The following is a 24,902-nucleotide window of genomic DNA, read 5'->3' as shown; positions in this document are numbered from 1 at the left end:
GTTCCTCCGGGCGGCCGTACCCGGGCGATAGGGTGCGTGAGTCAGCACACGCGCGGGGCCGGAGTGGTACGTGAGCAGCGGTACGGATGGCACGGGGAGCACGACCGGGGTCGAGGTGCGGGCGGGGGGAGAGCCGCGTCCGGGGAGCGGCGCCGCGGCGGAGCTGGTCCGCCTCTACACGCGGAACACGCCCGAGGCGGAGAGCACCGGCGGCCCCGAGCTGGCCGGTCCGGCACCCGTCGTCGACGCGCACCTCGCACTGGCCGCGCGCCGCGAGCCGGGACGCGCCGTCGTCGACGTCACCGCGGGCCCCGGTGACGCGACGACCGTCGACATCGTCACCGACGACATGCCCTACCTGGTCGAGTCCGTCATCGCCGGGGTCGGCCGCGCGGGCGGGACGGTGCGCCGGGTCGTGCACCCCATCCTCGTCGTCCACCGCGGTCCGGACGGGTCGCTCGTCCGCGTCGACACCGACGCCGATCCCAGCGAGCCGGGGGACGCCCGGGCCGAGTCCTGGATGCACCTCGACGTCGTCTCCGCGGGTGGCCTCGACCCGGAGCGCCTGCGCGCGGAGCTGGAGCGGACGCTGTCCGACGTCCGCCAGGTCATCGACGACACCGCCGCCATGACGTTGCGGGCCCGCGCGCTCGCCGACGACCTGACCGGCGCCGGGAGCGCCACCGCCCCCCACGAGGGCGACGACGTGCACCCCACCGAGGTCGCCGAGCTGCTCCGCTGGCTCGTCGACGACCACTTCGTCTTCGTCGGCTACCGGCACTACTCCCGGCGCGAGGGCCGCCTGCAGCCCGACACCGACACCGGGCTCGGCGTGCTCCGCCCCGACGACGCCGGCGCCGCGGTCTTCCTCCCCGGGGAGGGAGAGGAGGGCGCCGAGGAGTTCGGCGGCCCCCTCCTGATCACCCGGGCCAGCGAGCGCAGCCGGGTGCTGCGGGCGGTGCACCCGTACTACGTCGGCGTCCGCGCCCGCGACGACGACGGCACCGTCACCGGGGAACACCGGTTCCTCGGGATGCTGACCGTCCCCGCCCGGCACGAGTCGGTCCTCGACATCCCGGTCGTCGCCCGCCGGATCCGCGGCGCGATCCGCCGCGCCGGGTTCCCTGCCGACTCCTACTCGGGCCAGCAGATGCTCGAGGTGTTCTCGGTGCTGCCGCGCGCGGAGCTGTTCGCGTCCTCGGAGCGGCGGCTGCAGGAGACCGGCGTCGGCGTGCTGGAGGCGAGCGGGCGGCGCGCGGTCCGGCTGTTCGTTCACCCGGACCCGTACCGCCGGTTCCTGTCCTGCCTGGTCTACCTGCCCCGCGACCGCTACACGACCGACACCCGGCTGCGGATCACCGAGATCCTGCGGACCCGGCTCGGCGGCACCGACGTCGCCTACACCGCCCAGGTCGGCGACGCCGAGCTGGCGATGCTGCACCTGACCGTCGCCACCGACCCGTCCGCCGAGCCGGTCGCCTACGACCTGCCCGCACTGCAGGACCACGTCGCCGAGGCCACCCGGACCTGGGACGACCTGCTCGTCGCCGCCCTCGGGGACGCCGGGCCGGCCGCCCGGCCGCTGCTCGACGGCGTCCCCGAGTCGTACAAGGCGGGCGTCGCGCCGCACCGGGCCGTGGAGGACCTGCGGCGGCTGCTGGCGCTGGACGAGGACCGGCCGTTCGACCTGCGCCTCTACCGCAGCGCCGACGACGACATCCGGTTCGCCCTCTACCTCGGTGACGCCCCGGCCACGCTGACCGCGGTGCTGCCGCTGCTGCAGCAGCTCGACGTCGACGTCGTCGACGAGCGGCCGTACGAGTTCGTCCGGCCCGACGGCCGCCGCTGCTGGCTCTACGACTTCGGGGTGCGCGCCCCGCAGCCGTCCGGGGCGCCCGCGGTGCCCACCGTCACCGTCGAGGACGCGGGCACCCGCTTCGAGGACGCCTTCGCCGCCGCCTGGCGCGGCGACGCCGAGTCGGACCGGTTCTCCGCACTCGTCCTGCGTGCCGGCCTGCACTGGCGGGAGGCGGCCGTCCTGCGGGCCTACAGCCGCTACACCCGCCAGCTCGGCGGGCTGTTCACGCTGCAGTACACGGCGAACGTCCTCGTCGCCCACCCGCAGGTCGCCGAGGGCCTGATCACGCTGTTCCGGGCCCGGTTCGACCCGGCGAAGCCCGACGCCGCCGAGCAGGAGGCGGCCCACCAGCGGGCGCTGGAGAACGTCACGACGCTGATCGACCAGGTCAGCGGCCTGGACGCGGACCGCATCCTGCGCGGGCTGCTCGCCGTGATCGAGGCGACGCTGCGCACCAACTGGTTCCGCGACCGGCCGTTCTTCTCGTTCAAGCTCGACCCGGCCGCCGTCCCGGACATGCCGCTGCCGCGGCCCCGGTTCGAGATCTTCGTGTACTCGCCGCGGATCGAGGGCGTGCACCTGCGGTTCGGCCCGGTCGCCCGCGGTGGCCTGCGGTTCTCCGACCGCCAGCAGGACTACCGCACCGAGGTCCTCGGGCTCGTGAAGGCGCAGGCGGTGAAGAACGCCGTCATCGTGCCGGTCGGGGCGAAGGGCGGGTTCGTCGTCCGCAGGCCCGCACCCGCCCCCGACCACGTGCGGGAGTGCTACCGGACCTTCGTCTCCGGCCTGCTCGACGTCACCGACAACCTGCTGACCCACGCCGACGGCAGCACCGAGACCCTGCCGCCGCCCCACGTCGTCCGGCACGACGGGGACGACTCCTACCTGGTCGTCGCGGCGGACAAGGGCACCGCGACGTTCTCCGACCTGGCCAACTCGGTCTCCGAGGAGTACGGCTTCTGGCTCGGCGACGCGTTCGCCTCCGGCGGCTCCGTCGGCTACGACCACAAGGCCATGGGCATCACCGCACGCGGCGCCTGGGAGTCGGTGAAGCACCACTTCCGCGAGCTGGACCTGGACACCCAGAGCCAGGAGTTCACCGTCGTCGGCGTCGGGGACATGTCCGGTGACGTGTTCGGCAACGGGATGCTGCTGTCCGAGCACATCCGGCTGGTCGCCGCGTTCGACCACCGTCACGTGTTCGTCGACCCCACCCCGGACGCGGCCACGTCCTACGCCGAGCGGCGCCGGCTGTTCGGGCTGCCCCGCTCCACCTGGGAGAGCTACGACGCCTCCCTGATCAGCGCCGGGGGAGGGGTCTGGCCGCGGACGGCGAAGTCGGTGCCGATCGGGCCGGAGATCCGGACGGCGCTCGGCCTGCCCGCCGACGTCACGCGGATGTCGCCGCCGGAGCTGATCCACGCGATCCTGCTCGCCCCCGCCGACCTGCTGTGGAACGGCGGCATCGGCACCTACGTCAAGGCGTCGGTCGAGACCCACGCCGAGGTCGGGGACAAGGCCAACGACGCGATCCGGGTCGACGGCCGGGACCTGCGCGTCCGCGTCGTCGGCGAGGGCGGCAACCTCGGACTCACCCAGCGCGGCCGGATCGAGTTCGCCCGCTCCGGCGGCCGCGACGGCGAGTACGGCCGGATCAACACCGACGCGATCGACAACTCGGCCGGTGTGGACTGCTCCGACCACGAGGTCAACATCAAGATCCTGCTCGACCGGCCGGTGGCCGACGGCACGCTCGACCGGCCCGCCCGCAACGAGCTGCTCGCGTCGATGACCGACGACGTCGCCGACCTGGTCCTGGCCCACAACGTCGCGCAGAACGACGTCCTCGGCGTCGCCCGCGCACACGCCACCGCGATGGTCGCGGTGCACGGTCGGATGGTCAGCGACCTCGTCGAACGGGCCGGGCTGGACCGCGAGCTGGAGGTGCTGCCGTCCACCGCCGGGTTCGACGCGCTCGCCGCCGCCGATCTCGGACTCACCGGCCCGGAGCTCGCGACCCTGCTCGCCCACACCAAGCTCGACCTGACCCACCGGCTGCTGCAGACCGACCTGCCCGACCGGCCCGCGTTCGAGCCGACGCTGCCCTCCTACTTCCCGGCCCCGGTGCGGGAACGGTACGACCACGCCGTCCGCAACCACCCGCTGCGCCGCGAGATCATCGGGACGCGGCTGGTCAACGAGATGGTCGACGGCGCCGGGATCAGCTACGCGTTCCGGCTCGGCGAGGAGATCGCCGCAGGCCCGGACGACGTCGTCCGCGCCTACGCCGTCACCACCCGCGTGTTCGCGCTGCCCGCGCTGTGGGAGGCCGTGCGGACCGCGGACGTCCCGGTGGCCGTCGCCGACGCCGTCGTCCTCGAGTCCCGGCGACTGCTCGACCGGGTGTCGCGCTGGTTCCTCACCAACCGGCCGCAGCCCCTCGCCGTCGGTGCGGAGATCAACCGGTTCGCCGCACCGATCGCCGAGCTGCGCGAGCGGCTGCCGGAGCTGCTGCAGGGCCGCGAGCTCGACGCCGTGAAGGAACGCGCGGCGGAGCTGCGGGCGGCCGGGGTGCCCGAGCAGCTCGTGGAACCGGCCGCACTGTCGCTCTACGCCTACGGCCTGCTCGACGTCGTCGAGCTGGTCGAGCTGTCCGACCGGGAGAAGGAGCCGCGGCCGGCGGCCGAGGTGGCGCAGCTGTACTACGCGGTCTCCGAGCACCTCGGCGTCGACCAGGCGCTGACCGCGGTGTCCCGGCTCGACCGCGGGGACCGGTGGCACGCGCTGGCCCGGCTCGCGCTGCGCGACGACCTCTACGGGTCGCTGCGCTCGATCACCCTCGACGCGCTGCGGGAGTCCGCGCCCGGCACCGACGTCGACGAGGCGATCGCGGCCTGGGAGCAGTCCAACGCGTCGAAGTTGTCGCGGGCCCGGACCGCGCTGGAGGAGATCGGCGGATCGGCGTCGCTGGACCTGGCGACGCTGTCGGTGATCTCACGACAGCTGCGCGGCCTGGCCCGCTAGGAGTCGGGGACACTCACGCCCATGTCCGCCTTCGTCACGACGGTCCCGCTGCGCTGGACCGACCAGGACGCCTACCGGCACGTGAACCACGCCCGGATCGTCACGCTGATCGAGGAGGCGCGCGTCGCGCTCGCCTTCACCGGCGCCGGCGAGGAAGGGCTGACCGGGTTCGCGTCCGGCCTGCTCGTCGCCGGGCTGCACGTCGACTACCGGCGCCAGTTGCCGTGGCGGGCGGACCCGCTGCGCGTCGAGATCACCGTCCGGGACCTGCGGGCGGCGTCGTTCACGCTGGACTACGTCCTGCGCGACGGCCCTGGCGGGGACGACGCCGTCGCCGTCACCGCGTGGACGTCGATGGCCCTCTACGACCTCGGGGCGAACCGCCCGCGGCGGATCACCGAGGGCGAGCGGGACTTCCTGAAGCGGCACCTGGGAGCGGTGTCGTGACCCTCCGGCTGGCCGACGCGACCGAGCGGGACGACCTCGGGGCCTTCACGGCGCGGGTCGTGCGGCTCGACCAGGCGGCGGCGATCCGGCTGACGACGGCGGGGGACCGGGTCACGGCGTGGGCGCGGACCCCGTTCGACGTCCTGGTCACCCGGTCGGTCGCAGGCACCCTGGACGGCGGCGTCCCGGTCACGGCGCACGCGTCGTCGCTGCTCACCGCGCTGGCCGTGGAACGGGCCGAGGAGATCGACCCCGGGGCGCCCGCCGCGTGGATGGAGGAGCTGCCGCCGGCCGAGGGCTGGGCCCTGGTCGACGACATCCCGGCCGGCGAGCTCGACGGCCTCGCCGAGCGCGGCCTCGCACTGGCCCGGGAGCACGCGGGACCGATGGGGCCACCGGCGTCGCTGCTGGACCAGACGGTGCTGACCGTGTCGCCGCCGGAGCCGGGGCGGCCGGTGACGGTGCCGATGCGGGTGCTGTTCGCGATGTCCGGGATGGGGTTCCTGGGATCCGGGCCGGCGGACGCGGGTGGTGCCGTGCCGGGGCCGGGGGGAACCGGAGCGGGTGAGCCGCGGGTGCGGGTGTCGGCGTCCGGTTCCTGGGTGCGGCTCGACGCCCGCTACGGCGCCGTCGTGAAGCGTCGCGTGGTGTCGTTGCCGCTCACCGTGACCGGGTAGCGGAGACCCACCGGGTCAGGACAGGTTGAGGACGCTGACCTCGCCGTCGCCGGTGACCCAGCCGGTGCGACCGTCGGCGGAGACGGCGACGGCGGTCGGGTTCAGCGCGACGTCGGTGGAACCGGCGACCTCCCAGGACCGCGTGTCGACCACCTGGAGGCCCTGCCCGGTGGTGACGTACAGGTGGCGGCCGTCGGCAGCGAACGCCAGGCCGGTCGGGCCACCGGCCGCCTCGACGCGGGCGATCTCGCGGCCGTCGTCGGGGTCGAGCACGGTGACGGTGTCGGAGTCCGGTCCGGCCACGGCGACCCGGGGCCCGGGGGACGACGTGGACGCCGGGGCCGCGGCGACCGCCTCAGCGCCCCCGGCGACGGGGAAGCTCCCGAGCACGGTGAGGCTGTCCGGGTCCAGCACCGTCAGCTCGTCCGCGCCGCGGGTGGCGAGATAGACGCGGTTCGCCTCGGCGTTCGGGGCGGCCGCGGACGGGGTCTGCGGGACCGGGACGGAGCGCGTGACGACCCCCGCGTAGGGGTCGAGCTCGTCGACGACGCCGTTCGCGCGCGAGGGCAGGTAGAGGAAGCGGCCGTCGGCGGAGGTGACCGCACCGGCCGGATCGGCCGCGACCGGCACCGTGTTCACGACCGTGGCGCCCGGGACGTCGACGACGGCGAGCTGCCCGCCGCCGTCGCCGGACATCGTCACGAACGCCCGCGTGCCGTCGGGCGAGGTGGTGACGTCCTCCGGGACGCCGGGCAGCGGGATCTCCCCGGTGACGGCGTCGCCGGCGGGATCGACCACGAGGAGCCGGTTCGCGTCGCGCACCGCCACGAGCGCGGGCCCGCCGGGCGCGGCGGCGACCGCGACCGGCGCGGCACCGGCCGGGACGGTCGCGCGCACCGTCGGCTGCGACAGGCTGGCCGCCGCGGCGGCGACCGGGGGCCGCGGGCCCCGGCCCGCGTCCGCGTCACCGCTGACCGCCGCGCCGAGCGTGTCGCCGCCGGCGTCCTCCGGCGTCGGCGAGAGCATCGCCCAGAGCGTCAGCGCGCCGAGCAGGGCGATCGCCAGCGCGATCGCCAGACCGGCCGGGGACACGCCACGGCGGCCGTTGCGCGGCTTCGCCGACATGATCGCCTCGCGGCGCGGGGCGATCGGCTTGTCCGCCGGGGACTGCGGGCCCTGCGGACCGGTGTCGGAGACGGTGCCGTCCTTGCCGGACTCGGCGCGGGCGGCCGCCACCGACACCGCACCCACCGACGCCGCCGCGGCCGCGTTGCGGGTGGTGGGGTCGGGGGCGTCGTCCGTGACCGGCGGCGTGACCGGGGCGGTGCCCTCGACGGCGTGCTCGGCGGGGGCGGGGTCCTCGGCGTCCGTGCGGCCCGGTGCGACGGCGCGGGGGCGCCCGTCGACGTCCAGGGCGGGGATCGTCTCGGTGACGTCGGTCCCGTCGCCGGGACGGCCCGGTGCGGGCCTCGGCGGGACCGGCCGGCCCTGCGACGGACGCGGCCCCTGCGGCGGACGGCCGGGCGCGGCCTCCGGTGGCGCCCAGGGCGAGCCCGGTGCCGGTGCGCCGGGCGGCGGCGCCGGGGCGCGGAACGCCCCGGTGCCGGCCTCGCCGGCGGGGAACGACCCCGACCGGGGGCCAGGTCCGGGCCGTGCCTCCGGGGCCGGGAACGCACCGGTCCTCGGACCGGGTCCGGGTCCGGGTCCGGGACGACCGTCGCGGAGGGCACCCGGCTGCGGGCCGGTGCCGGACCGGGGGTCCTCGGAGGTGAACGCGCCGGTCTGCGGCCCGGTCCCCGGACCGGCCGGATCGGCGGGCCCGGCCTCGTCGCGGTCGGCCGGTGCCCAGGTATCGGCGCCGCGGCCGGGCAGCCTGCCGAAACCGCCACCGGTGTCCGCGCCGGCCTGCGTCGCGAACAGGTCGTCGCCGGACAGGCCGGCCATCGCCGGGCCCGACGGTGTGCGACCCGTCGCGGGCCGCTGCTCCGGCGACCGGTCCGCCGGCGGGCGCCTTCCCGGCATGGTCGGACGGCCGCCGGGCGGGGTCGCCGGCCGGGCGGCGGGCTCGGCCTGCGCCGCGTCGTCCCGGGGCCGGGCGTCGTTCTGTGCGCTCGGGTAGTGCCCGATCAGGGCGCCCGGCGGGAGGATGTCCGTCTCCGGGCCGTCGGACGACGGCCGCGACGGGCGTGGCGGCCACCGCTTCGACGTCGTCTCGCCGCCGTCGTCGTCGGACGTGCCGGCGTCCGGCCGCGCGGCCGGTCCCGCCGCGGGGACCGCGGGCGTCGTGCCGGTGCCCTCCTCGTCGATCGGACGCGGGTTCGGCGCGATCGGCGGGACGACGGTCGGGGCGGGCGCGGTCACCGGGATGCCGTCGGTCGACGGGCGTCCGCCGCCCATCCGCGGACGGCCGGCGGCCGGGGTGGCCGTGGCCGGGTCCGCGGCCGTCGCAGGCGGGGCGAACGACGGCGGCGGCGCGAAACGGTCGGGCGGGGTGTGCAACGGGTCGCCGGAGCCGTCGGTGGATCCGGGGCCCTCCGGGGCGCGGTCGCCGGATCCGTCGTCGCCGGACCCACCGGAAGCGGGGTCGTCGGCCGGCAGCGGCCCGACACCCAGCGGGTCGTCGCCGAGGTCGCCGAGGTCGGCGTACGAGTCGTCGGGGGACGCCTCGTCGGGGTCGTGGCCGGCCGGGGCGGACGCGTCGTCCGCCGCGGGGCGCGGTGCCGGACGGGGCCGGGCGCCGGGCGAGGGCGCTCCGGTGCCGGCGGTCCCGCCGACGCCGGGGGTCCCGTTCACGCCGTTGCCCGACGCACGGTCGGGCGCTGCCGGTGCCGCACGCCCGTCGGTCCCGGACCCGTCACGCCCGCGGGTGACGAGATCGGCGAACCCGGTCCCGGTCCCGGCCGAGTCCGGGCCGGGCCCGGTGGCGACCGGGCCGGCCGAGCCGGCCGCGGAGCCGGGCGGCGGGTCCGCGGACCCCGGGGGCCCCGCCGGCTCCGGTCCGGCGTCGCTCGCGCCGTCCGCGGTGCCGCCGGGGGACCCGGGAGGTCCCGGAGGTCCGGAGGCGTCGCCGGGACGGTCCGGGTCGGTGTCGGAACCCGACCTCATCACCAGGTCGACCAGCGATCCGGGGACCACGGGGACGCGGCCGGTCCGGATCGCTTCGCCGAGCCCGTCCGGGGCCGGTTCCGCTGCGTCGTCGCGTCCCGGCTGACCGGGCGCCGACGTCATGCGTTCTGTGACGGTCGGGTGCACATAACGATCCGATTATCGCGAGCGGCGTCCCGGGCCCGGACCCCGGGTGGGTCCCCGCTGGGGGCGGGAGGCGCCGTTGGCCCCGTCCGTCCTGGTCCGGGCGTTGTCACGGCCCGCGCCGAGTTCCCCGAACGGGAGTACCCCGATCGAGGTGAGGGAGATCGGCGGGATCTGCCCGACCGTCGTGCTGTCCGGGTCGTCGTCGTCCCGGCGGGCGCCGCCCGGCCGGCGTCCCGGGCCGAGGAGCAGGGTGCCGGTGGCGGTGTCGCCGGTGGTGTCCGCCGGCTCCCCGGTGGCCGACGCGGAGGGGGAGTCCGCGTCGTCGGCGGCCCCGTCCCCGGGGGCGTCGTCGGCGGGGTCCCCGGCGGCCGGCTCCTCGTCGGTCACGGTCGGCGGGGTCCGGTCGGCGCCCGTGCCGGACGACCAGACGAACGCCGCACCACGCGCCGAGCCGAGCTCGGAGACCGACGCGACGGCGCCGGCCGGCGCGCCGGTGGCATCGTCGCCGGTCCCGGGCGTGGCGGACGGGCCGAACAGGGCGTCGTCGAGCGCCGCGGCGACCGGCTCACGGTCCAGCTCGGCCGAGAGCGCCTCGCGCACCCGGGTCAGCTCGCCGCGGACCTGGTCACGCAGCGACGCCAGCCGCTCGACGTCCCGGGTGACCCCGTCCCGCGCGGCACCGGCGTCGCGCTCGGCGTCGCGCAGCGCGGACGCGGCCTCGTCGCGGGCGCCGGACAGGACGTCGTCGGCCTCCGAGCGGGCCGTCGCGAGGATCTTCTCGGCCTCGGACCGGGCGGATCCGAACCGCTCGTCGACCGTGCGCTCCCGCTCGGCGAGGCCTCGCTCACGGGACGCCGCGGCCTCCTCGCGCTCGTCGAGCGCGGTGCTGCGGGAGGTGAACTCGCGGTCCAGGGTGGCGGCGCGGCCGAGCAGCGCCTCCTCGGTGCGGGTCCGGCGGTCGTCGGCCTCCGCGCGTGCGCGGGCGACGATCTCGTCGGCCTCCGCGGCCGCCCGCTCGCGCAGCTCGGTGGCCTCCTGCTCGGCGGCCTGCAGCACCCGCTCCACGCGGCGGCCGAACCCGGCCTCCTCGGCACGGCGGTCGGACGCGTCCGCGGCTCCGGCCTCGACCTGCTCCTGCAGGCGGCGCATCTGGGCCCTGGCGGCGGCCAGCGCGCGCTCGGCGGACTCGGCCCGCCGGATCTCCTCGTGGATGCGGTGGTCGAGATCGGCGAGCCGGGTGTCGACCTGGCTGCGGTCGTAGCCGCGGAGCACCACGGTGAACCACGATCCGTCACCCGACTCGTCGCTCCCGACCGCCTCCGGCTCGGCGGCGCGGTGCGAGTGCCGCGACGACCCGTGCCCCGGGTCGGGCCGCTCCGGGCCGGACGACGACGGCATTGCGCTCACGATTACCCCCATACGGGCGACTCCTGGCCGCCCGATGTCCCGGGGCGGCGTCCGGTCCAACGAGCCCGGACGCGTTCGGTCACGACCACACAGGACTAGAGCCCGGATTGACGCCGAACGCCACTCGTTCGGCCGCCAAGCGGCAGATCAGACAGTCACGCAGGGTCGCCGACAGGACACCGGAGAGATCAGAACTCGGAGTTCTGCATGCTCAGCGCCGCGTACTGCATGTAGTTCCACAGTTGCTCGCGGTGCTCGGGGGAGAGGTTCTCCTCGTCGACCGCGATCTGCATGCAGCGCAGCCACGCGTCCCGCTCGATGGGGCCGATCGTGAACGGGACGTGCCGCATCCGCAGCCGCGGGTGACCCCGCTGCTCGGAGTAGGTGCGCGGGCCGCCCCAGTACTGCTCCAGGAACATCCGCAGCCGGTCCTCGGCGGGGCCGAGGTCCTCCTCCGGGTACAGCGGCCGCAGCACCTCGTCGCGCGCGACCTCCTCGTAGAACCGGTGGACGATCCGGTGGAAGACCGGCGCGCCGCCCACCTCGGCGTAGAAGTTCTGCGGTGCACTCACGGAGCCATCGTCTCAGTTCTGCTTCTGGGCGCGCTTGTCCAGGCCCGCGCCGCCGAACAGCAGCGGCCGCGGGATCCCGTGGTCGTCGAAGGCGTCGGTGATCGCCCCGTTCAGCGCCCGCTGCACCGCCCACTGGCGGCCCGGGCTGACCCGGACGGTGATCCGCAGCGTCACGCCCTCGGGGCCGATCCGGTCGACGCCGAGCACCTCCGGCGGCTCCAGGACGTCGCCGGCGACGTCGTCCTGCGCGACCCGCTCGGTCGCCGTGGTGCCGGCGATCTCGGTGGCCTCCTCGACGTCCGCGCTGTGCGCGACCGGCAGGTCGACGACCGCCACCGCGTAGCCCTGGCTCATGTTGCCGACCCGCAGGATCTCGCCGTTGCGGACGTACCAGACGGTGCCCTGCAGGTCCCGGATCGTGGTGATGCGCAGGCCGACGGCCTCGACGGTGCCCACGGCCTCACCGAGGTCGACGATGTCGCCGACGCCGTACTGGTCCTCGAGCAGCATGAACATGCCCGACAGGAAGTCGCGCACGAGGTTCTGCGCGCCGAACCCGATGGCGAGGCCGAGCACCCCGGCGCCGGCCAGCAACGGCCCGAGCGGGTAGCCCAGCTCGTTCATCACCATCATCACCGCGACGAGCAGGACCACCGCGGAGACGATCGAGCGCAGCACCGACCCGATCGTGCGGGCGCGCTGCATGCGCCGCTGCGAGCCCGGGGAGTCGCCGGCCCGTCGTGCGCCGTCGGTGCGGCGCAGCCGCCGGGCCCGGCCGACGAGTGCGGAGAACCGGCCGTTGGTGGCGCCGTCCACCATCCGCGCGATCGCCCGGTGGGCCACCCACCGGAACAGCACCGCGAACACGACGATCGTGCCGATCGAGAACGTCTTCGAGACGATCGTGTCGGCGTGCTGGGCCAGGAAGTCGTTGCTGGTCCAGCGGTAGAGCGTCGAGCACCACGAGCCCGCGTTCTGCACGCAGTCGGGCATCAGCGCGGGGACGACCCGGTCGGGCACCGGGGGAATGATCGTCACGCGTCCTCCTCGGGGGCGGTGAGGGCGGTGTCCGCGGTCCGGGACCGCGTGGGGAGCGGCCGGGGTCCGGCCGGTGTCGCCCCCGACCCTACGTCACCCGTCCCGGTGAACCCGGCCCGCCAGGTGCGCCGGGAGCGTGTGGTGTTCCGGCAGGTCGGGCGCACGTTCGGGCACTCCCGTGACGGTGCGGACCGGGACCACACCGGACCAGGCGAGATCGGCGGTGACGTCGGCCTCGTCGTCGGACGGGGGGCCGGACCGGGTCTTCACGCTCGCCTCGGTGAGGTCCAGGGCGAACACCGCGGTCGCGGCGAGCTCCCGGCGGTCCGGCCGCCGGGCGTGGTCCCAGGCGCCGGGAGTGAGGTGCTCGACGATCGTCCGCAGGGCGTGCCACCGCTCGTCGGCGCCGGTGAGCCTGCGCGCGCTCCCGTGCACGACCGCGCTGCGGTAGTTCATCGAGAAGTGCATGACGGCCCGGGCGTGCACGATGCCGTCGAGGTGGGTGACCGTCACGCAGCACGGGAGCTCGTCGCCGGCGAGCCAGCGGGCACCGGTCGAGCCGTGCAGGTAGAGGGTCTCGCCGTCGCGGCCGTACGCGGTCGGGAGGACGACCGGTGCGCCGTCGCGGACGAAGCCGAGGTGGCAGACGAGGCCCTCGTCGAGGACGGCGTGCAGTGCGGCGCGGTCGGTGGCGGCCCGGTCCCGCTTGCGGCCGAGGGTGCTCCGGGTGGTGGGGGAGAGCGTCACGCTGTCGAGCGTGCCGCGCACAGTGGCATCCTGGAACGGCCAATCCGGAGCGAATCGAGAAGGCCGATGGACCTGCCGCTGCCGCTGGACCGCGCGTCCGGCGTCCCGCTCGCCGTGCAGCTCGCCGACGCGCTGCGGGCCGCCGCGGCCGGTGGGCCGGTGCGCCCCGGTGACCGGCTGCCCTCCACCCGGACCCTCGCCGCGACGCTCGGGGTCAGCCGCACCGTGACCGCCGCGGCCTACGACCAGCTGCTCGCCGAGGGCTGGGTGCAGGGCAGGGTCGGGGCGGGGACCTAAGTGACGGCGGTCCCCGCCGGGGCGCGGCCCACGGTCGGCGGAGCCGGGCCGGACCGCGCCGCACCCCCGTCCGGCCCGGACGAGCACCGCCCGCCGTACGTCCTCGATCCCGGGCGGCCCTGCGTCGCCGCACTGGACCGGACGATGTGGCGGCGGGCGTGGCGGGCCGCCGCCGAGCCCCCGGCCGACGACGCGCCCCGGCCCGACGGCCTGCCCGGGTTCCACACCGCCGTCGCGCTGCACCTGCTGCGGCACCGCGGTCTCACCCCGGACGACATGATCACCACGGCGGGCACGTCGGCCGCCGTCGCCGAGCTCGCCCGGCTGCTCCCGCCCGGAGCGACCGTCGCCGTCGAGGAACCCGGCTACCGGCGCGCCGTCACCGCGCTGCGGGCCGCCGGTGTGCGGGTCGTCGGCGTCCCCGTCGACGACGACGGGCTGGTCGTCGACGCCGTCCCGGCCGGTTGCGCGGCCGTCTACACCACCCCGGCGCACCAGTTCCCGACCGCGGTGCGGATGGCCGCGGCCCGCCGCGTCGCGCTGCTCGAACGGGCCCGGGACGAGGACTTCCTGGTGATCGAGGACGACTACGACGGCGAGCTCCGCTACGACGTCGCGCCGCTGCCGCTGCTCGCCGCGCTCGCCCCCGGCCACGTCGTGCACCTCGGCACCGCCAGCAAGATCGTCAGCCCGACGCTCGGGGCGGGCTGGGCGGTCGCCCCGCCCGCGGTGCTCGCGGCGTGGCGGGACCTGCGCTCCCGTACCGGGACGCGCCCGGCACCGGCCGGGCAGCGGGTGTTCACCGCGCTCGCCGCACACGGTGACCTCGCCCGGCACCTGCGACGCCTGCGCCGAGAGCTCCGGGAACGCCGCGAGCTGGTGCTCGCGGCGGCGGACCGGGTGGGGTGGACCGCGAGCGGCGACCCGGCCGGCGCGCACCTCGTCCTGCGCGGGCCCGGCGAGCGGGAGGCGGTGGCCGCCGCCGCGCGGCGCGGCGTCGACGTGCGCGGGCTCGCGGACTACCACGACGGCGAGCCCCGGACGTCCGGCCTGGTCGTGGGCTACGCCGCCGGTACCCGCGCGGACCTGGAGGAGGCGCTGGACCGGCTCACCCGGTGATCCCGGCTGCGCGACCGCCGGGACCCCCGGCCTACCCTCGGGCCCCATGAGTTCCGACCGGGTCAGGGTGGCCGTCGTCTTCGGCGGCCGCAGTTCCGAGCACGCGATCTCGTGCGTCTCCGCGGGCAGCGTGCTGACCCACCTCGACCCGGAGCGGTTCGAGGTGGTCCCGGTCGGGATCTCCCGGGACGGCGCGTGGGTGACCGGCCCGTCCGACCCGCGGGAGCTGGGGATCAGCGGCCGCGAGCTGCCCGAGGTCGACGGCACGTCCGACGCCCTCGTGCTGCCCGGTGAGCCCGGGCGCGGACTGATCAGGCTGGACGCCGGCGAGGCGCTCTCGCAGGTCGACGTCGTCTTCCCGATCCTGCACGGCGCGTTCGGCGAGGACGGGACGATCCAGGGACTGCTCGAGATGGCGGGCCTGCCCTACGTCGGCGCCGGGGTGCTGGCGTCGGCGGTCGGGATGGACAAGGAGTTCGCCAAGAAGCTGCTGCGTGCCGAGGGCCTGAACGTGGCCGACGGCATCGTGCTGCGGCCCGGGACGGACATCGGGTTCGCCGACCGCGACCGGCTCGGCCTGCCGCTGTTCGTCAAGCCGGCCCGCGCGGGGTCGTCGATGGGCGTGACCCGGGTGACCGACCCGGCCGGGCTCGACGCGGCGATCGCCGAGGCCCGCGAGCACGACCCGAAGGTGCTGGTCGAGTCCGCAGTCCCCGGGCGGGAGGTGGAGTGCGCCGTCCTGGAGTTCCCGGACGGCAGCGTCCGCGCCAGCCTGCCCGCCGAGCTGCGCTACAACGGCGAGTTCTACGACTTCGAGTCCAAGTACCTCGACGTGTCCGAGCTGGAGATCCCGGCGAAGCTCGACGACGAGATCACCGACTCGGTCCGCTGGAAGGCCGTCACCGCGTTCCGCGCACTCGACGTCCAGGGACTGGCCCGGGTGGACTTCTTCGTCACCGACGACGGCCACATCACCGTCAACGAGGTCAACACCATGCCGGGGTTCACCCCGAGCTCGGCGTTCCCGAAGATGTGGGCCGTGACCGGGCTCGACTACGGCGAGCTGCTCACGACCATGGTCGAGACGGCGCTCGCCCGGGGGACCGGCCTGCGCTAGGCGCTCCGCGCTCGTGAGTGGAAAATTCGGCCCTGGCCCACACAACCACTCACGGGCGCGTCAGCGCACACGCACGGGCTCGGCCGGGAGTGTCCCGGTGATCGCGTCCGACACGGCCTGCAGCGGCCCGGGGCCGGCCTCGGCGGCGGCCGAGAGTTCCAGGTACACGCCCCGGTCGACGGCGGCGTAGGTCGTCGTGAGCGCGCCGTCCGGCGTCGCGAGGGGCAGCCAGTCCACGCCGTTCACGACGATCAGCGGCGAGGTCGGCCCCAGCTCGGCGGGGCGTTCGGTGCCGCAGCGCAGCACCACCGGGCCGGGCTCGGCGATCCAGGCCCGCGCGCCGGGGACCGCGGGATCGAGCTCGCGGGGTCCGAGCGGCGCCGGATCGGCCGGGAGCTGCGCGGGGAGCGCGCCCAGCACGGCGTCGCACTGCGGGGTGGACGCCTGCGGTGCCGCCTGCGGGGGGAGCGCGAGCGGGCCGGTGTCCGGCCCGGCGGAGACCCGGCTGTACAGCCCCAGCCCGGCCACCACGAGTGCCAGGAGCAGGGGGAGTGCGATCGCCACCGCCACCGGCGGGGAGATGCGCGACGACCCTGCTCCTGCCACGGCGTGTCTCAGTTCAGCTTCACCACGGGGCAGGTGAGCGTCCGGGTGATCCCGTTGACGTTCTGCACCCGTGCCACGACCAGCCGGCCGAGCTCGTCGACGTCGTCCGCCTCGGCGCGCACGATCACGTCGTACGGGCCGGTGACGTCCTCCGCCGAGATGACCCCCGGCAGGCCCCCGATCTCGGAGGCGACGGCGGCGGCCTTGCCGACCTCCGTCTGGACGAGGATGTATGCCTGCACCACGGCGTGCCCCTTTCCGGTACGTGCCGCCCTGCCGGATGGTTGGCGGCAGGAATGTCGGACGCAGAACTTACCGGAGGCAGCCCCCGTGTCCCCATCCGCGATCACGCCAGAAGGCGGTTCCGAGGCGAGCGTCTCACTCCGGGAGGTGGGCGAGTTCCGACTGATCGACCGCGTCACCACGGGCCGTGTCCAGCCGGTCACCACACTGCTCGGCCCCGGCGACGACTCGGCCGTCGTCGCGGCGGACGACGGCAGGGTCGTCGCCTGCACCGACGTCCTCGTCGAAGGGGTGCACTTCCGCCTCGACTGGTCGTCGCCCGAGCAGATCGGCCGCAAGGCCGCCGCCGCGAACCTGGCCGACATCGCCGCGATGGGAGCGGTGCCGACGTCGTTGCTGGTCGGGCTCGCCTGCCCCTCGACGACGCCGGCGGACCGGCTCGAACAGCTCGCCGACGGGCTGTGGGCGGAGGCGTCGTCGGTCGGGGCCGGGCTGGTCGGCGGCGACCTGACCTCCGGCCCGGTGATCGTCGTCTCGGTGACGGCGCTCGGCTCCCTGCAGGGGCGCGCACCGGTGCTGCGGTCGGGTGCGCAGCCGGGGGACCGGGTGGCGGTCTGCGGGCGCCTGGGCTGGTCCGCGGCCGGGCTCGCGGTGCTCGGGCGCGGGTTCCGCTCGCCCGCGGCGCTGGTGAACGCGCACCGGGTCCCGGAGCCGCCGTACGCCGCGGGCCCGGTCGCCGCCGACGCGGGCGCCACCGCGATGATCGATGTCTCGGACGGGCTACTCGCCGACCTCGGGCACGTGGCGCGGGCGTCGGCGGTCGCGCTCCGGCTGCGGTCGCGGGCCTTCACGGTGCCGGCGCGGCTGTCCGAGATCGGCTCCGCACTCGGCCTGGACCCACTGCGCTGGATGCTCACCGGGGGTGAGGACCACGCGCTGGCCGCGACCTTCCCGTCCGGCGCCGCGCTCCCCGCGGACTGGACCGAGATCGGGACAGTCGAGGCCCCCGACGAGGAGGGCCCGACCGTCACGGTGGACGGCAGGCCCGACGACGGCGAGACGGGCTGGCTCCACTTCGCGAAATATTGATTCCACTCAGCTCTTGTGGCCGGCCCGTCCGGGTGACATCGTCCGAGAGGTTCCGTGCCTGTCCAGGCGTTATGTCTGGATGACCGGTGTCTCGAGGGGATTGTCATTGTGGACAATGTGGGTGTACTCAGCCTGCTCGCACTCACCCCGATCGTCGTCGTCGCGATCCTTCTGGTGGGCCTGCGCTGGCCCGCGAAGTACGCGATGCCGCTGGGATTCGTCGCCGCCGCGCTCATCGGATCGCTGGTGTGGGGGATGGACACCACGACGATCCTGGCGTCGTCGATCGAGGGACTGATCATCGCGATCGGTCTGCTCTACATCATCTTCGGTGCGCTCCTGCTGCTCCAGACGCTGACCCAGAGCGGGGCACTCGCGACGATCCGGGCCGGATTCACCGGCATCAGCCCGGACCGGCGGGTGCAGGCGATCATCATCGGCTGGCTGTTCGGGTCCTTCATCGAGGGGGCGTCCGGTTTCGGGACGCCGGCGGCGGTCGTCGCACCGCTGCTGCTGGCGCTGGGGTTCCCGGCGCTGGGTGCGGTGCTCGTCGGCATGGTCATCCAGTCCACGCCGGTGAGCTTCGGCGCCGCGGGCACCCCGGTGCTGACGGGCATCGGGCAAGGGCTGTCCGGGTCCGGCGAGGTGGAGGCGCGGACCGCGCTGCTCGGGCTCGACGCCGACGGCTACCTCACCGCGATCGGGCTCCAGGTCGCCACGCTGCACGCGGTGGCAGGCACCCTGATCCCGCTGTTCATGGTGTGCCTCCTCACGCGCTTCTTCGGCGAGAACAGGCGGTTCTCCGAGGGACTCGCGATCGCCCCGTTCGCGCTCTACGCCGCGCTGGCGATGACCGTTCCGTACCTGCTCGTCGCCGCGCTTCTGGGGCCGGAGTTCCCGGCGCTCCTCGGCGGCCTCGTCGGGCTGGCCCTGGTCATGTTCACCTCGAGCCGCGGGTTCCTCATGCCGAAGCAGGTGTGGGACTTCCCGCCGCGCGAGCGCTGGCTGGACCGCTGGACGGGCACGATCGAGTCGGGCGACGCCGGCGACGCGGAGACCGGTGGTCCCCGCATGCGCACCTGGCTCGCCTGGTCCCCGTACGTCCTGGTCGCCGCAGTGCTGGTGCTGTCGCGGACCGTCGAGCCGGTGAAGGACGCGCTGCAGTCGATCACCATCGGGCCGTCCGACATCCTGGGTACCGGGATCGGCGAGAAGCTCGAGATCCTCTACTCGCCCGGAGCCGTCTTCCTGCTGGTCTGCCTGGTCACCTACGGCATGCACCGCATGAGCGGGCGACAGGTGGCGACGGCGTGGAGGGTGTCCGGTGCACAGCTGGCGGGCGCCGCCGTCGCACTGCTGTTCGCGCTGCCGCTGGTCCGGATCCTGATCAACTCTGGCGCCGACCACAACGCGACCGGCCTGGCGAGCATGCCGCTGACACTCGCCGAAGGCGCCGCGCTGGCGGTCGGCCCGGCATGGCCGATCCTCGCCCCGTGGATCGGCGCGCTCGGGGCCTTCGTGGCGGGCAGCAACACCGTGTCCAACCTGACGTTCTCGCTGTTCCAGTTCGCCACCGCGGAGAACCTCGCCGTCGACCCCGAGACCGTCGTCGCGGCGCAGGCGGTGGGCGGCGCAGCCGGGAACATGATCACCGTGCACAACGTCGTCGCGGCGTCGGCGACGGTGGGCCTGCTCGGGCGGGAGGGTGACGTCATCCGGATGACGATCATCCCGACGACCTACTACTGCCTGCTGACCGGCGGCCTCGCGTTCGTGGCGATCTACGGGGTCGGCGCCAACGCGGGGACGGTGCTGCTGACCGTGCTGCTGGTGACGCTCGCCGCGATCGTGGTCGGGTTGCGACGGGCCGCGTCCCGGCCGCCCGTCACCCGCGCCTGACGCCGGTCAGGCGCCGCGACGCCAGAACATCAGGATCCGGCGCAGCCGGCGACGCATGGTCGGGTGACCGGGAACCGACCGCTGCGGGGTCGGGAACTGCCGGAACTCCGGCGGCGGTGCGGTCGGGCGCGCCGCCGGGAGGGTCGGCGGGTCCATCGCGACCAGCGTCTGCGGGAAATGGCGCGCGGAGGCGGCCGGGGCCTCGGGCGGCCCGGGGGCCTCCGGGGACGGGGTCGGGTTCGGGATCACGGACTGCTCCTCCACGCCAGGTCCATCGCTCTGCGTGGTCGGTCCGTTACCGGTCATCGGGCTGCGCTCCGTCCTCTGGTCGGCCGTGGCGCGGGAGGGCCGCGGCTCGTGGTCACCGTGGTACGCGCCGCACGGAGGGAGCGCCGGATCGCCGGTGGCCGGCGGGGCGCGGTCGGGCCCGGACGGGGCCCGGGGAGGGGCGCGCGGGCGACGGTGCCGTCGACGATCGAGGGTAGTGGGTCACGTGACGTGCAGCGCGTGTGCGGTCCCTCACCCGGTCGGCCGGTCGGGACCGCGAATCCGGCTACCGTACGTCCCGGCCAGGCGGAACGGGTGAACGGAGCAGACGTGTCGGGGCTGGTGACGTTCGTGGCCTGGGCCGCCCTGGCCGGCTGGATCGCCGCTGGGGTGCTCCTCGTCCTCGCGCACCGGAGGATCGAGGGCCTGGAACGGGCGCACACCGCCCGGAAGTGGGACATCGTCGCGCTGCGGGCGGAGCTGGGGGCGCTACGGCGGCGGATGGGGCTCTCGGCCCCCGACGACGACCCTGCCCACGGGTCCGTCGACACGACCCCCGAGGGCCCGGTGCCCCGGACCGCCGACGACCCGGCAGGCGCCCGGCACCTCGCCGGGCCGACGGCGTGGCGCCGTGCCCACCGCCCGCGCAAGGACCGCCCGCGCCGTCGCCCGGGCCGCCCCTGACCCGGGCCGCCCCTGACCCGGGCCGCCCCTGACCCGGGCCGCCCCTGACCCGGGCCGCCCTTGACCCGGGCCGCCCTTGACCCGGGCCGCGCGCCGAGCCGCCCGTCCCGTCCCAGGACCCGTACGTGTCCGGACCACCCTCGCCGAGATGCGGCTCAGCGCGAATCGTGGATCTCCGGACGACGCTGGGCTGCATCTCGGCGGGGGAGCGGGTCGTCCCGCCGGCCACCGCTTCCGCCACGCCGAGCACCGGGACCCCGTACGTGCCCGGACCGACCTCGCCGAGATGCGGTTCAGCGCGAATCGTGGATCTCCGGATGACGCTGGGCTGCATCTCGGCGGGTGCCGAGCGGACCGGTTGGGGCGGGACTGGAAGGGGCGGGGCGGGCCGGAAAGGGGCGGGTCGGAAAGGGGCGGGGCGGGCAGGAGGGTCGGGATGGGCAGGAGGGACGAGCCGGACGGGGAGCGGAGGGCGCTACCGGTGCGGGACGTCCGCCCCGCGGATGCTCGCGTCGAGCAGCTGCACGGGGTGCAGGAGCGGGATGTCGGCGAAGCCGTCGTCGGGCAGGTACTTCCCGATCTGCAGCAGGCAGCCCGGGTTCGCCGTGACGACGACGTCGGGCTTCGCGTCCCGGATCTTCCCGGCCTTCCGCTCGCCCAGCTCGCCCGCGGCGTCCGGCATGATCATGTTGTAGATGCCGGCCGAGCCGCAGCACAGCGACGCCTCGGCGATGTCGACGAGCTGCAGGTCCGGGATGCTGCGCAGCACCTCGCGCGGCTGGTTCCGCACACCCTGGGCGTGCCCGAGGTGGCAGGCGTCGTGGTAGGCGACGCGGCCGGTGACGGGGGTCCGCGGGGCGCGCGGGCCGCCGTCGTCGGACTCCGGGCGGGCGTAGAGGTCGGCGAGCACCTCGTGCACGTCGCGGCAGGACGCGGAGAACGCCTTCGCCCGCTCGGCCCAGTCCGGGTCGTCGGCGAGCAGGTGGCCGTAGTCCTTCATGGACGACCCGCAGCCGGCGACGTTGGTGACCACCGCGTCGACGTCGAGTGTCTCGAAGCGGGCGATCGTGCGCCGGGCCCGGTCGAGCGCGGACTCCTCGCGGCCGGCGTGGACCTCCAGCGCGCCGCAGCACTGCTGGTCGCGGGGCACGAGCACGTCGCAGCCCTCGGCGGACAGCACCCGCACGGTGGCCTCGTTGACGCGGTGGAAGAACACGTCCTGCACGCAGCCCGTGAGCAGCGCGACCCGCGCCCGGCGCCGTCCGACGGCGGGGGTGTGCACCGGCAGCGTCGCGAACGCCTCGCGCACCGTCACCGGCGGCAGCAGCGACTCCATCGCGGCGAGCCGCCCGGGCAGCTTCTCGGCGAGCCGCCGGATCGCGGGCACCGTGCGCAGCTTCTGGTAGAGCGCTCCGGGCAGGGCGGCGACCCGCAGCCGTCGCTTGTACGGGAACAGCGCGAAGATCGCGTCCCGGAAGAGCTTGTCGGCGCGGGTGCGGGGCACGTTGCGCTCGATCTGCGGCCGGACCGACTCGAGCAGCTTGTCGTACTGCACGCCGGAGGGGCACGCCGTCACGCAGGCCATGCAGCCCAGGCAGTTGTCGATGTGCTCGGTGAAGGGGCCGTCGAGGGCGATGTCGCCCTTCTCCGCCAGGTCCATGAGCAGGATCCGGCCGCGTGGCGAGTCCATCTCCTCGCCCCACAGGACGTAGGTGGGACAGGTGGGCAGGCAGAACCCGCAGTGCACGCAGTCGTCGAGCAGCTCGCGCTGCGGCGGGTGGACGTCGTCGAAGGCGCTCGGGCCCTGCTGCGGGATCTTCGTCTCCGCGGCGCCGGCGGGTGTGCCCTCGGTGTCGTGGGTGCTGGTCACGGGGTCCTCACATCCAGGGGTCGAAGCGGCCGGGTGCGAACCGGGCTCCGGGGTCGAGCTGGGTCTTGATCGCCTTCAGGAGCGCGAGCGCGGACGGGGCGGGGCCCCACGCGGGGGCGTCGAGCGCGTCGGGCCGGTCGCGCAGCACGCTCGTGCCGCCGACCGCGGCGACGGCGTCGTGCACCTCGGCGACCGTGGCGCCGGGCACCGTGACGGTCGCGACGCCGGTGGCGAGCCCCGCCGTCACGCCGGTCGCGGGCAGCTCCGCCACCAGGGACGCGAGCCGGGCCGGGGCGCACCCGATCCGCACGACCGCGCCCTCCGGTGCGTCCGTCGACGGCTGCCCGGCGGTGAGTGCGGCGTGCCCGGACCAGGCGTCGTCGCCGATCTCGCGGGCGTCGTCGCCGAGCAGGTCCACCAGCCGTCCGACCCGGCCGGGGAGGGTGTCGACCCCGCCCTCGAGCCGGATCAGGAGCCGTCCGGGATCACCGGAGACCCACTCGACGGCGATGGGCTCCAGCGGGCTGGAGACGACGGCGGCGGTGTGCCGCGCGGCGTCGGCCACCGGTCCGTCGACGGCGACGCAGGCGGTCGCCTTCGGCACCGGGTGCAGCCGCAGCACGACCTCCACCAGCGGGCCGAACGTGCCGTAGGAGCCGTGCAGCAGCTTGGCCATGTCGTAGCCGGCCACGTTCTTGATCACGTGACCGCCGCTGCGGACCATCGTGCCGTCGGCCAGTACCGACGTCGTACCGATCACCAGGTCCCGCATGGCGCCGTAGACCAGGGAGGACGGGCCGGCGTCGGCCGTGGCGAGCAGGCCGCCGACGGTCGCGCCGCGGCCGATCCGGCCGGCATCGAGCGCGAGCCGCTGCCCGTGGCCGGCCAGCTCGGCCTGCAGGTCACGGACGGGGGTGCCGGCGTGCACCGACACCGTCATGTCGCCCGGGTTGTGGGTGATCACACCCGTCAGTGCGGACAGGTCGAGCGTGGCGTCGACCTCGGCGGGGCGCCCGGCCCAGTGCCGGGCGGTGCCTGCGCCGGAGATCGCGAGCCGGCCGGGGGTGTCCAGGACGGCGTCGCGGACCTCCTTCGGCGTCGTCGGGCGCAGCGTGGTGGGAGCAGCGCGAGTCATGCCCTTCGAACCCTCTCAGAGTCGATCGATCAGCCCGGCTTCTTCCAGGGGATGCGGCCGGTACCTCCCGGGCTTCTCGCCGCACAGCCGCGGGGTCGGCAGCAGCTTGCCCGGGTTGCAGATGTGGTCCGGGTCGAACCCGGCCCGGATGCGGTTCATGACCGCCAGGTCGTCCTCGCCGAACATCTTCGGCATCGAGCAGGCCTTGTCGGTGCCGATGCCGTGCTCGCCGGACAGCGACCCGCCCATCTCCACGCAGAGCTCGGCGATCCCGGCGGAGAGGTGCTCGGCCCGCTCGGTCTCGCCGTCGGCGGCGGAGAACAGGACCAGTGGGTGCAGGTTGCCGTCACCGGCGTGGAAGACGTTCGCGACCCGCAGCCCGGCCTCGTCGCCCATGCCGGAGATCCGCTCCAGGACCTCGGCGAGCCGGGTCCGGGGGACGACGCCGTCCTGGACGATGTAGTCGGGCGAGATCCGGCCGACGGCGGCGAAGGCGGCCTTGCGCCCCCGCCAGATGTTCGCGCGCTCCTCCGGCGAGCCCGCGACGTGCAGCCGGGTGCAGCCGTGCCGGTCGCAGATGTCCTTGACCAGGGCGAACTGCTCGTCGCACTCCTCGACGGTCCCGTCGAGCTCGACGACCAGCGCCGCCGGGGTGTCCAGCGAGTAGCCGGCGCCGGTGGCGCCCTCCGCGGCCTCGATCGCGAGCGCGTCCATCATCTCGACGGCGGCGGGCACGATCCCGGCCGCCACGATGTCCGAGACGACCTGCCCACCGGCGGCGACCGACGGGAAGTCGGCGAGCAGCGTGCGCATGACCTCCGGCGTCCGCAGCAGCCGCACGGTGATCTTCGTGACGACGCCGAGGGTCCCCTCCGAGCCGAGGAACACCCCGCGCAGGTCCGGTCCCTGTTGCTCCATCGAGTCCGAGCCGAGGGTGACGACCGAGCCGTCGGGCAGGACGACCTCGATCGACAGCACGTGGTTGGTGGTGAAGCCGTACTTCAGGCAGTGCGCCCCGCCGGAGTTCTCCGCGACGTTCCCGCCGATCGTGCAGACCTGCTGCGACGACGGGTCCGGCGCGTAGTACAGCCCGTGCGGCGAGGCCGCGGCGGTGATCTCCAGGTTCGTGACGCCCGGTTCCAGGACCGCGCGGCGGTTCTCCACGTCGATCTCGAGCACCCGGTCGAGCCGGTTCAGCCCGATGACGACGCCGTCGGCCACCGGCAGCGCGCCGCCGGACAGGCCGGTCCCGGCGCCGCGGGCGACGAACGGGATCCGGTGCCGTGCGCAGATCCGGACGCACCCGGCCACGTCCTCGGCGGTCCGGGGGAGCAGCACGAGCTCGGGGACGACCCGGTTGCCGGTCAGCCCGTCGCACTCGTAGGCGCGGGTGCGGACCGGGTCGTCGATCACGTCGGCGGGTCCGAGGAGGGCGGCGAACTCCTCACGGACCGGTGCGTCCAGGGGCATCGGTGCACTCCCTTGCTGCAGGACAGGCGTGGCGGGGCTCACGTGAGGGTACGTCGGTGCCGGGGCACGACGCCCGTCCGGCGA

18 protein-coding genes and 1 pseudogene are annotated in these 24,902 nt (G+C 75.3%); 8 read left to right on the top strand and 11 right to left on the bottom strand.

Annotated features, from left to right (window positions below; genetic code table 11):
• Positions 1 to 70 precede the first annotated feature (70 nt).
• Genes PP1_RS09580 through PP1_RS09570 form a run of 3 tightly spaced genes read left to right on the top strand, consistent with a single transcriptional unit; the run spans position 71 to position 6,006 of the window.
• On the top strand, positions 71 to 4,882 hold the full coding sequence (locus PP1_RS09580; protein ID WP_249265948.1) for an NAD-glutamate dehydrogenase: 4,812 nt from the start codon (positions 71 to 73) through the stop codon (positions 4,880 to 4,882).
• 21 nt (positions 4,883 to 4,903) lie between these two features.
• Positions 4,904 to 5,329 (top strand): acyl-CoA thioesterase, encoded by a 426-nt coding sequence (locus tag PP1_RS09575; protein WP_010225636.1) that lies wholly within the window; start codon positions 4,904 to 4,906, stop codon positions 5,327 to 5,329.
• Positions 5,326 to 6,006 (top strand): hypothetical protein, encoded by a 681-nt coding sequence (locus PP1_RS09570; protein ID WP_060573414.1) that lies wholly within the window; start codon positions 5,326 to 5,328, stop codon positions 6,004 to 6,006. Before PP1_RS09575 ends, PP1_RS09570 begins: the two co-directional genes overlap by 4 nt.
• A gap of 15 nt (positions 6,007 to 6,021) precedes the next feature.
• On the opposite strand, the gene PP1_RS09565 is transcribed toward PP1_RS09570, so the two are convergent.
• From PP1_RS09565 to PP1_RS09545, 5 genes are all read right to left on the bottom strand, one after another.
• Complete coding sequence (locus PP1_RS09565) at positions 6,022 to 9,234, bottom strand: YncE family protein (RefSeq protein ID WP_075314039.1); 3,213 nt, start codon at positions 9,232 to 9,234, stop codon at positions 6,022 to 6,024.
• Positions 9,235 to 9,270: 36 nt separating this feature from the next.
• Entirely contained in the window at positions 9,271 to 10,665 is a 1,395-nt protein-coding gene (locus PP1_RS09560) for a hypothetical protein (RefSeq protein ID WP_139323802.1), read from the bottom strand.
• Between the two features lie 188 nt (positions 10,666 to 10,853).
• Positions 10,854 to 11,237: a globin gene (locus PP1_RS09555; RefSeq protein ID WP_010235960.1), complete on the bottom strand. Its 384-nt coding sequence runs from the start codon at positions 11,235 to 11,237 to the stop codon at positions 10,854 to 10,856.
• A gap of 12 nt (positions 11,238 to 11,249) precedes the next feature.
• On the bottom strand, positions 11,250 to 12,275 hold the full coding sequence (locus PP1_RS09550) for a mechanosensitive ion channel family protein (RefSeq protein WP_010235963.1): 1,026 nt from the start codon (positions 12,273 to 12,275) through the stop codon (positions 11,250 to 11,252).
• A 93-nt stretch (positions 12,276 to 12,368) separates the two neighbouring features.
• Positions 12,369 to 13,022, bottom strand: coding sequence for a pyridoxamine 5'-phosphate oxidase family protein (locus PP1_RS09545; protein ID WP_033200148.1), 654 nt, complete (start codon positions 13,020 to 13,022; stop codon positions 12,369 to 12,371).
• 66 nt (positions 13,023 to 13,088) lie between these two features.
• On the opposite strand from PP1_RS09545, the pseudogene pdxR reads away from it, so the two are divergent.
• A pseudogene (gene pdxR / locus PP1_RS09540) lies at positions 13,089 to 14,438 on the top strand (MocR-like pyridoxine biosynthesis transcription factor PdxR).
• A 46-nt stretch (positions 14,439 to 14,484) separates the two neighbouring features.
• On the top strand, positions 14,485 to 15,555 hold the full coding sequence (locus PP1_RS09535; RefSeq protein WP_010232394.1) for a D-alanine--D-alanine ligase family protein: 1,071 nt from the start codon (positions 14,485 to 14,487) through the stop codon (positions 15,553 to 15,555).
• Positions 15,556 to 15,615: 60 nt separating this feature from the next.
• Here the strand turns inward: PP1_RS09535 and PP1_RS09530 are convergent, their stop codons facing one another.
• Both PP1_RS09530 and PP1_RS09525 read right to left on the bottom strand, forming a co-directional pair.
• Positions 15,616 to 16,161: a DUF3515 domain-containing protein gene (locus PP1_RS09530; RefSeq protein WP_202796394.1), complete on the bottom strand. Its 546-nt coding sequence runs from the start codon at positions 16,159 to 16,161 to the stop codon at positions 15,616 to 15,618.
• An 8-nt stretch (positions 16,162 to 16,169) separates the two neighbouring features.
• Entirely contained in the window at positions 16,170 to 16,406 is a 237-nt protein-coding gene (locus PP1_RS09525) for an Lrp/AsnC family transcriptional regulator (protein ID WP_010232392.1), read from the bottom strand.
• A 100-nt stretch (positions 16,407 to 16,506) separates the two neighbouring features.
• On the opposite strand from PP1_RS09525, the gene PP1_RS09520 reads away from it, so the two are divergent.
• Positions 16,507 to 17,493, top strand: a complete 987-nt coding sequence (locus PP1_RS09520) for a thiamine-phosphate kinase (protein WP_075314988.1) — start codon at positions 16,507 to 16,509, stop codon at positions 17,491 to 17,493.
• A 108-nt stretch (positions 17,494 to 17,601) separates the two neighbouring features.
• Positions 17,602 to 19,392, top strand: a complete 1,791-nt coding sequence (locus PP1_RS09515; RefSeq protein ID WP_029239129.1) for an L-lactate permease — start codon at positions 17,602 to 17,604, stop codon at positions 19,390 to 19,392.
• 6 nt (positions 19,393 to 19,398) lie between these two features.
• Here PP1_RS09515 and PP1_RS09510 read toward each other — a convergent pair whose 3' ends face one another.
• A complete protein-coding gene (locus PP1_RS09510; protein ID WP_139323803.1) occupies positions 19,399 to 19,641 on the bottom strand; it encodes a hypothetical protein in 243 nt (80 codons plus the stop codon).
• Positions 19,642 to 19,989: 348 nt separating this feature from the next.
• On the opposite strand from PP1_RS09510, the gene PP1_RS09505 reads away from it, so the two are divergent.
• Positions 19,990 to 20,343, top strand: coding sequence for a hypothetical protein (locus PP1_RS09505; RefSeq protein WP_060573404.1), 354 nt, complete (start codon positions 19,990 to 19,992; stop codon positions 20,341 to 20,343).
• 475 nt (positions 20,344 to 20,818) lie between these two features.
• Here the strand turns inward: PP1_RS09505 and PP1_RS09500 are convergent, their stop codons facing one another.
• The 3 genes from PP1_RS09500 to PP1_RS09490 form a co-directional block, all read right to left on the bottom strand.
• Positions 20,819 to 22,159 (bottom strand): (Fe-S)-binding protein, encoded by a 1,341-nt coding sequence (locus tag PP1_RS09500; protein WP_033200349.1) that lies wholly within the window; start codon positions 22,157 to 22,159, stop codon positions 20,819 to 20,821.
• Positions 22,160 to 22,220: 61 nt separating this feature from the next.
• Positions 22,221 to 23,348 carry an FAD-binding oxidoreductase gene (locus tag PP1_RS09495; protein WP_010239562.1) on the bottom strand — a complete coding sequence of 376 codons (1,128 nt, stop codon included), beginning with the start codon at positions 23,346 to 23,348 and terminating at the stop codon, positions 22,221 to 22,223.
• A 15-nt stretch (positions 23,349 to 23,363) separates the two neighbouring features.
• Complete coding sequence (locus PP1_RS09490) at positions 23,364 to 24,818, bottom strand: FAD-binding oxidoreductase (RefSeq protein ID WP_010239564.1); 1,455 nt, start codon at positions 24,816 to 24,818, stop codon at positions 23,364 to 23,366.
• Between the last annotated feature and the right edge of the window lie 84 nt (positions 24,819 to 24,902).

This window comes from Pseudonocardia sp. P1, from assembly GCF_000178675.2.
Lineage (GTDB): Bacteria > Actinomycetota > Actinomycetes > Mycobacteriales > Pseudonocardiaceae > Pseudonocardia.
Note: the sequence above shows the minus strand (reverse complement) of the source record. Positions and strands in the feature narration are given on the sequence as shown.

Bases quoted from the DNA above. Each gene is read 5' to 3' on its own strand.
- PP1_RS09575 (WP_010225636.1), top strand. From the start codon at position 4,904: ATGTCCGCCTTCGTCACGACGGTCCCGCTGCGCTGGACCGACCAGGAC.
- PP1_RS09565 (WP_075314039.1), bottom strand. From the start codon at position 9,234: ATGACGTCGGCGCCCGGTCAGCCGGGACGCGACGACGCAGCGGAACCG.
- PP1_RS09535 (WP_010232394.1), top strand. From the start codon at position 14,485: ATGAGTTCCGACCGGGTCAGGGTGGCCGTCGTCTTCGGCGGCCGCAGT.
- PP1_RS09495 (WP_010239562.1), bottom strand. From the start codon at position 23,348: ATGACTCGCGCTGCTCCCACCACGCTGCGCCCGACGACGCCGAAGGAG.
- PP1_RS09490 (WP_010239564.1), bottom strand. From the start codon at position 24,818: ATGCCCCTGGACGCACCGGTCCGTGAGGAGTTCGCCGCCCTCCTCGGA.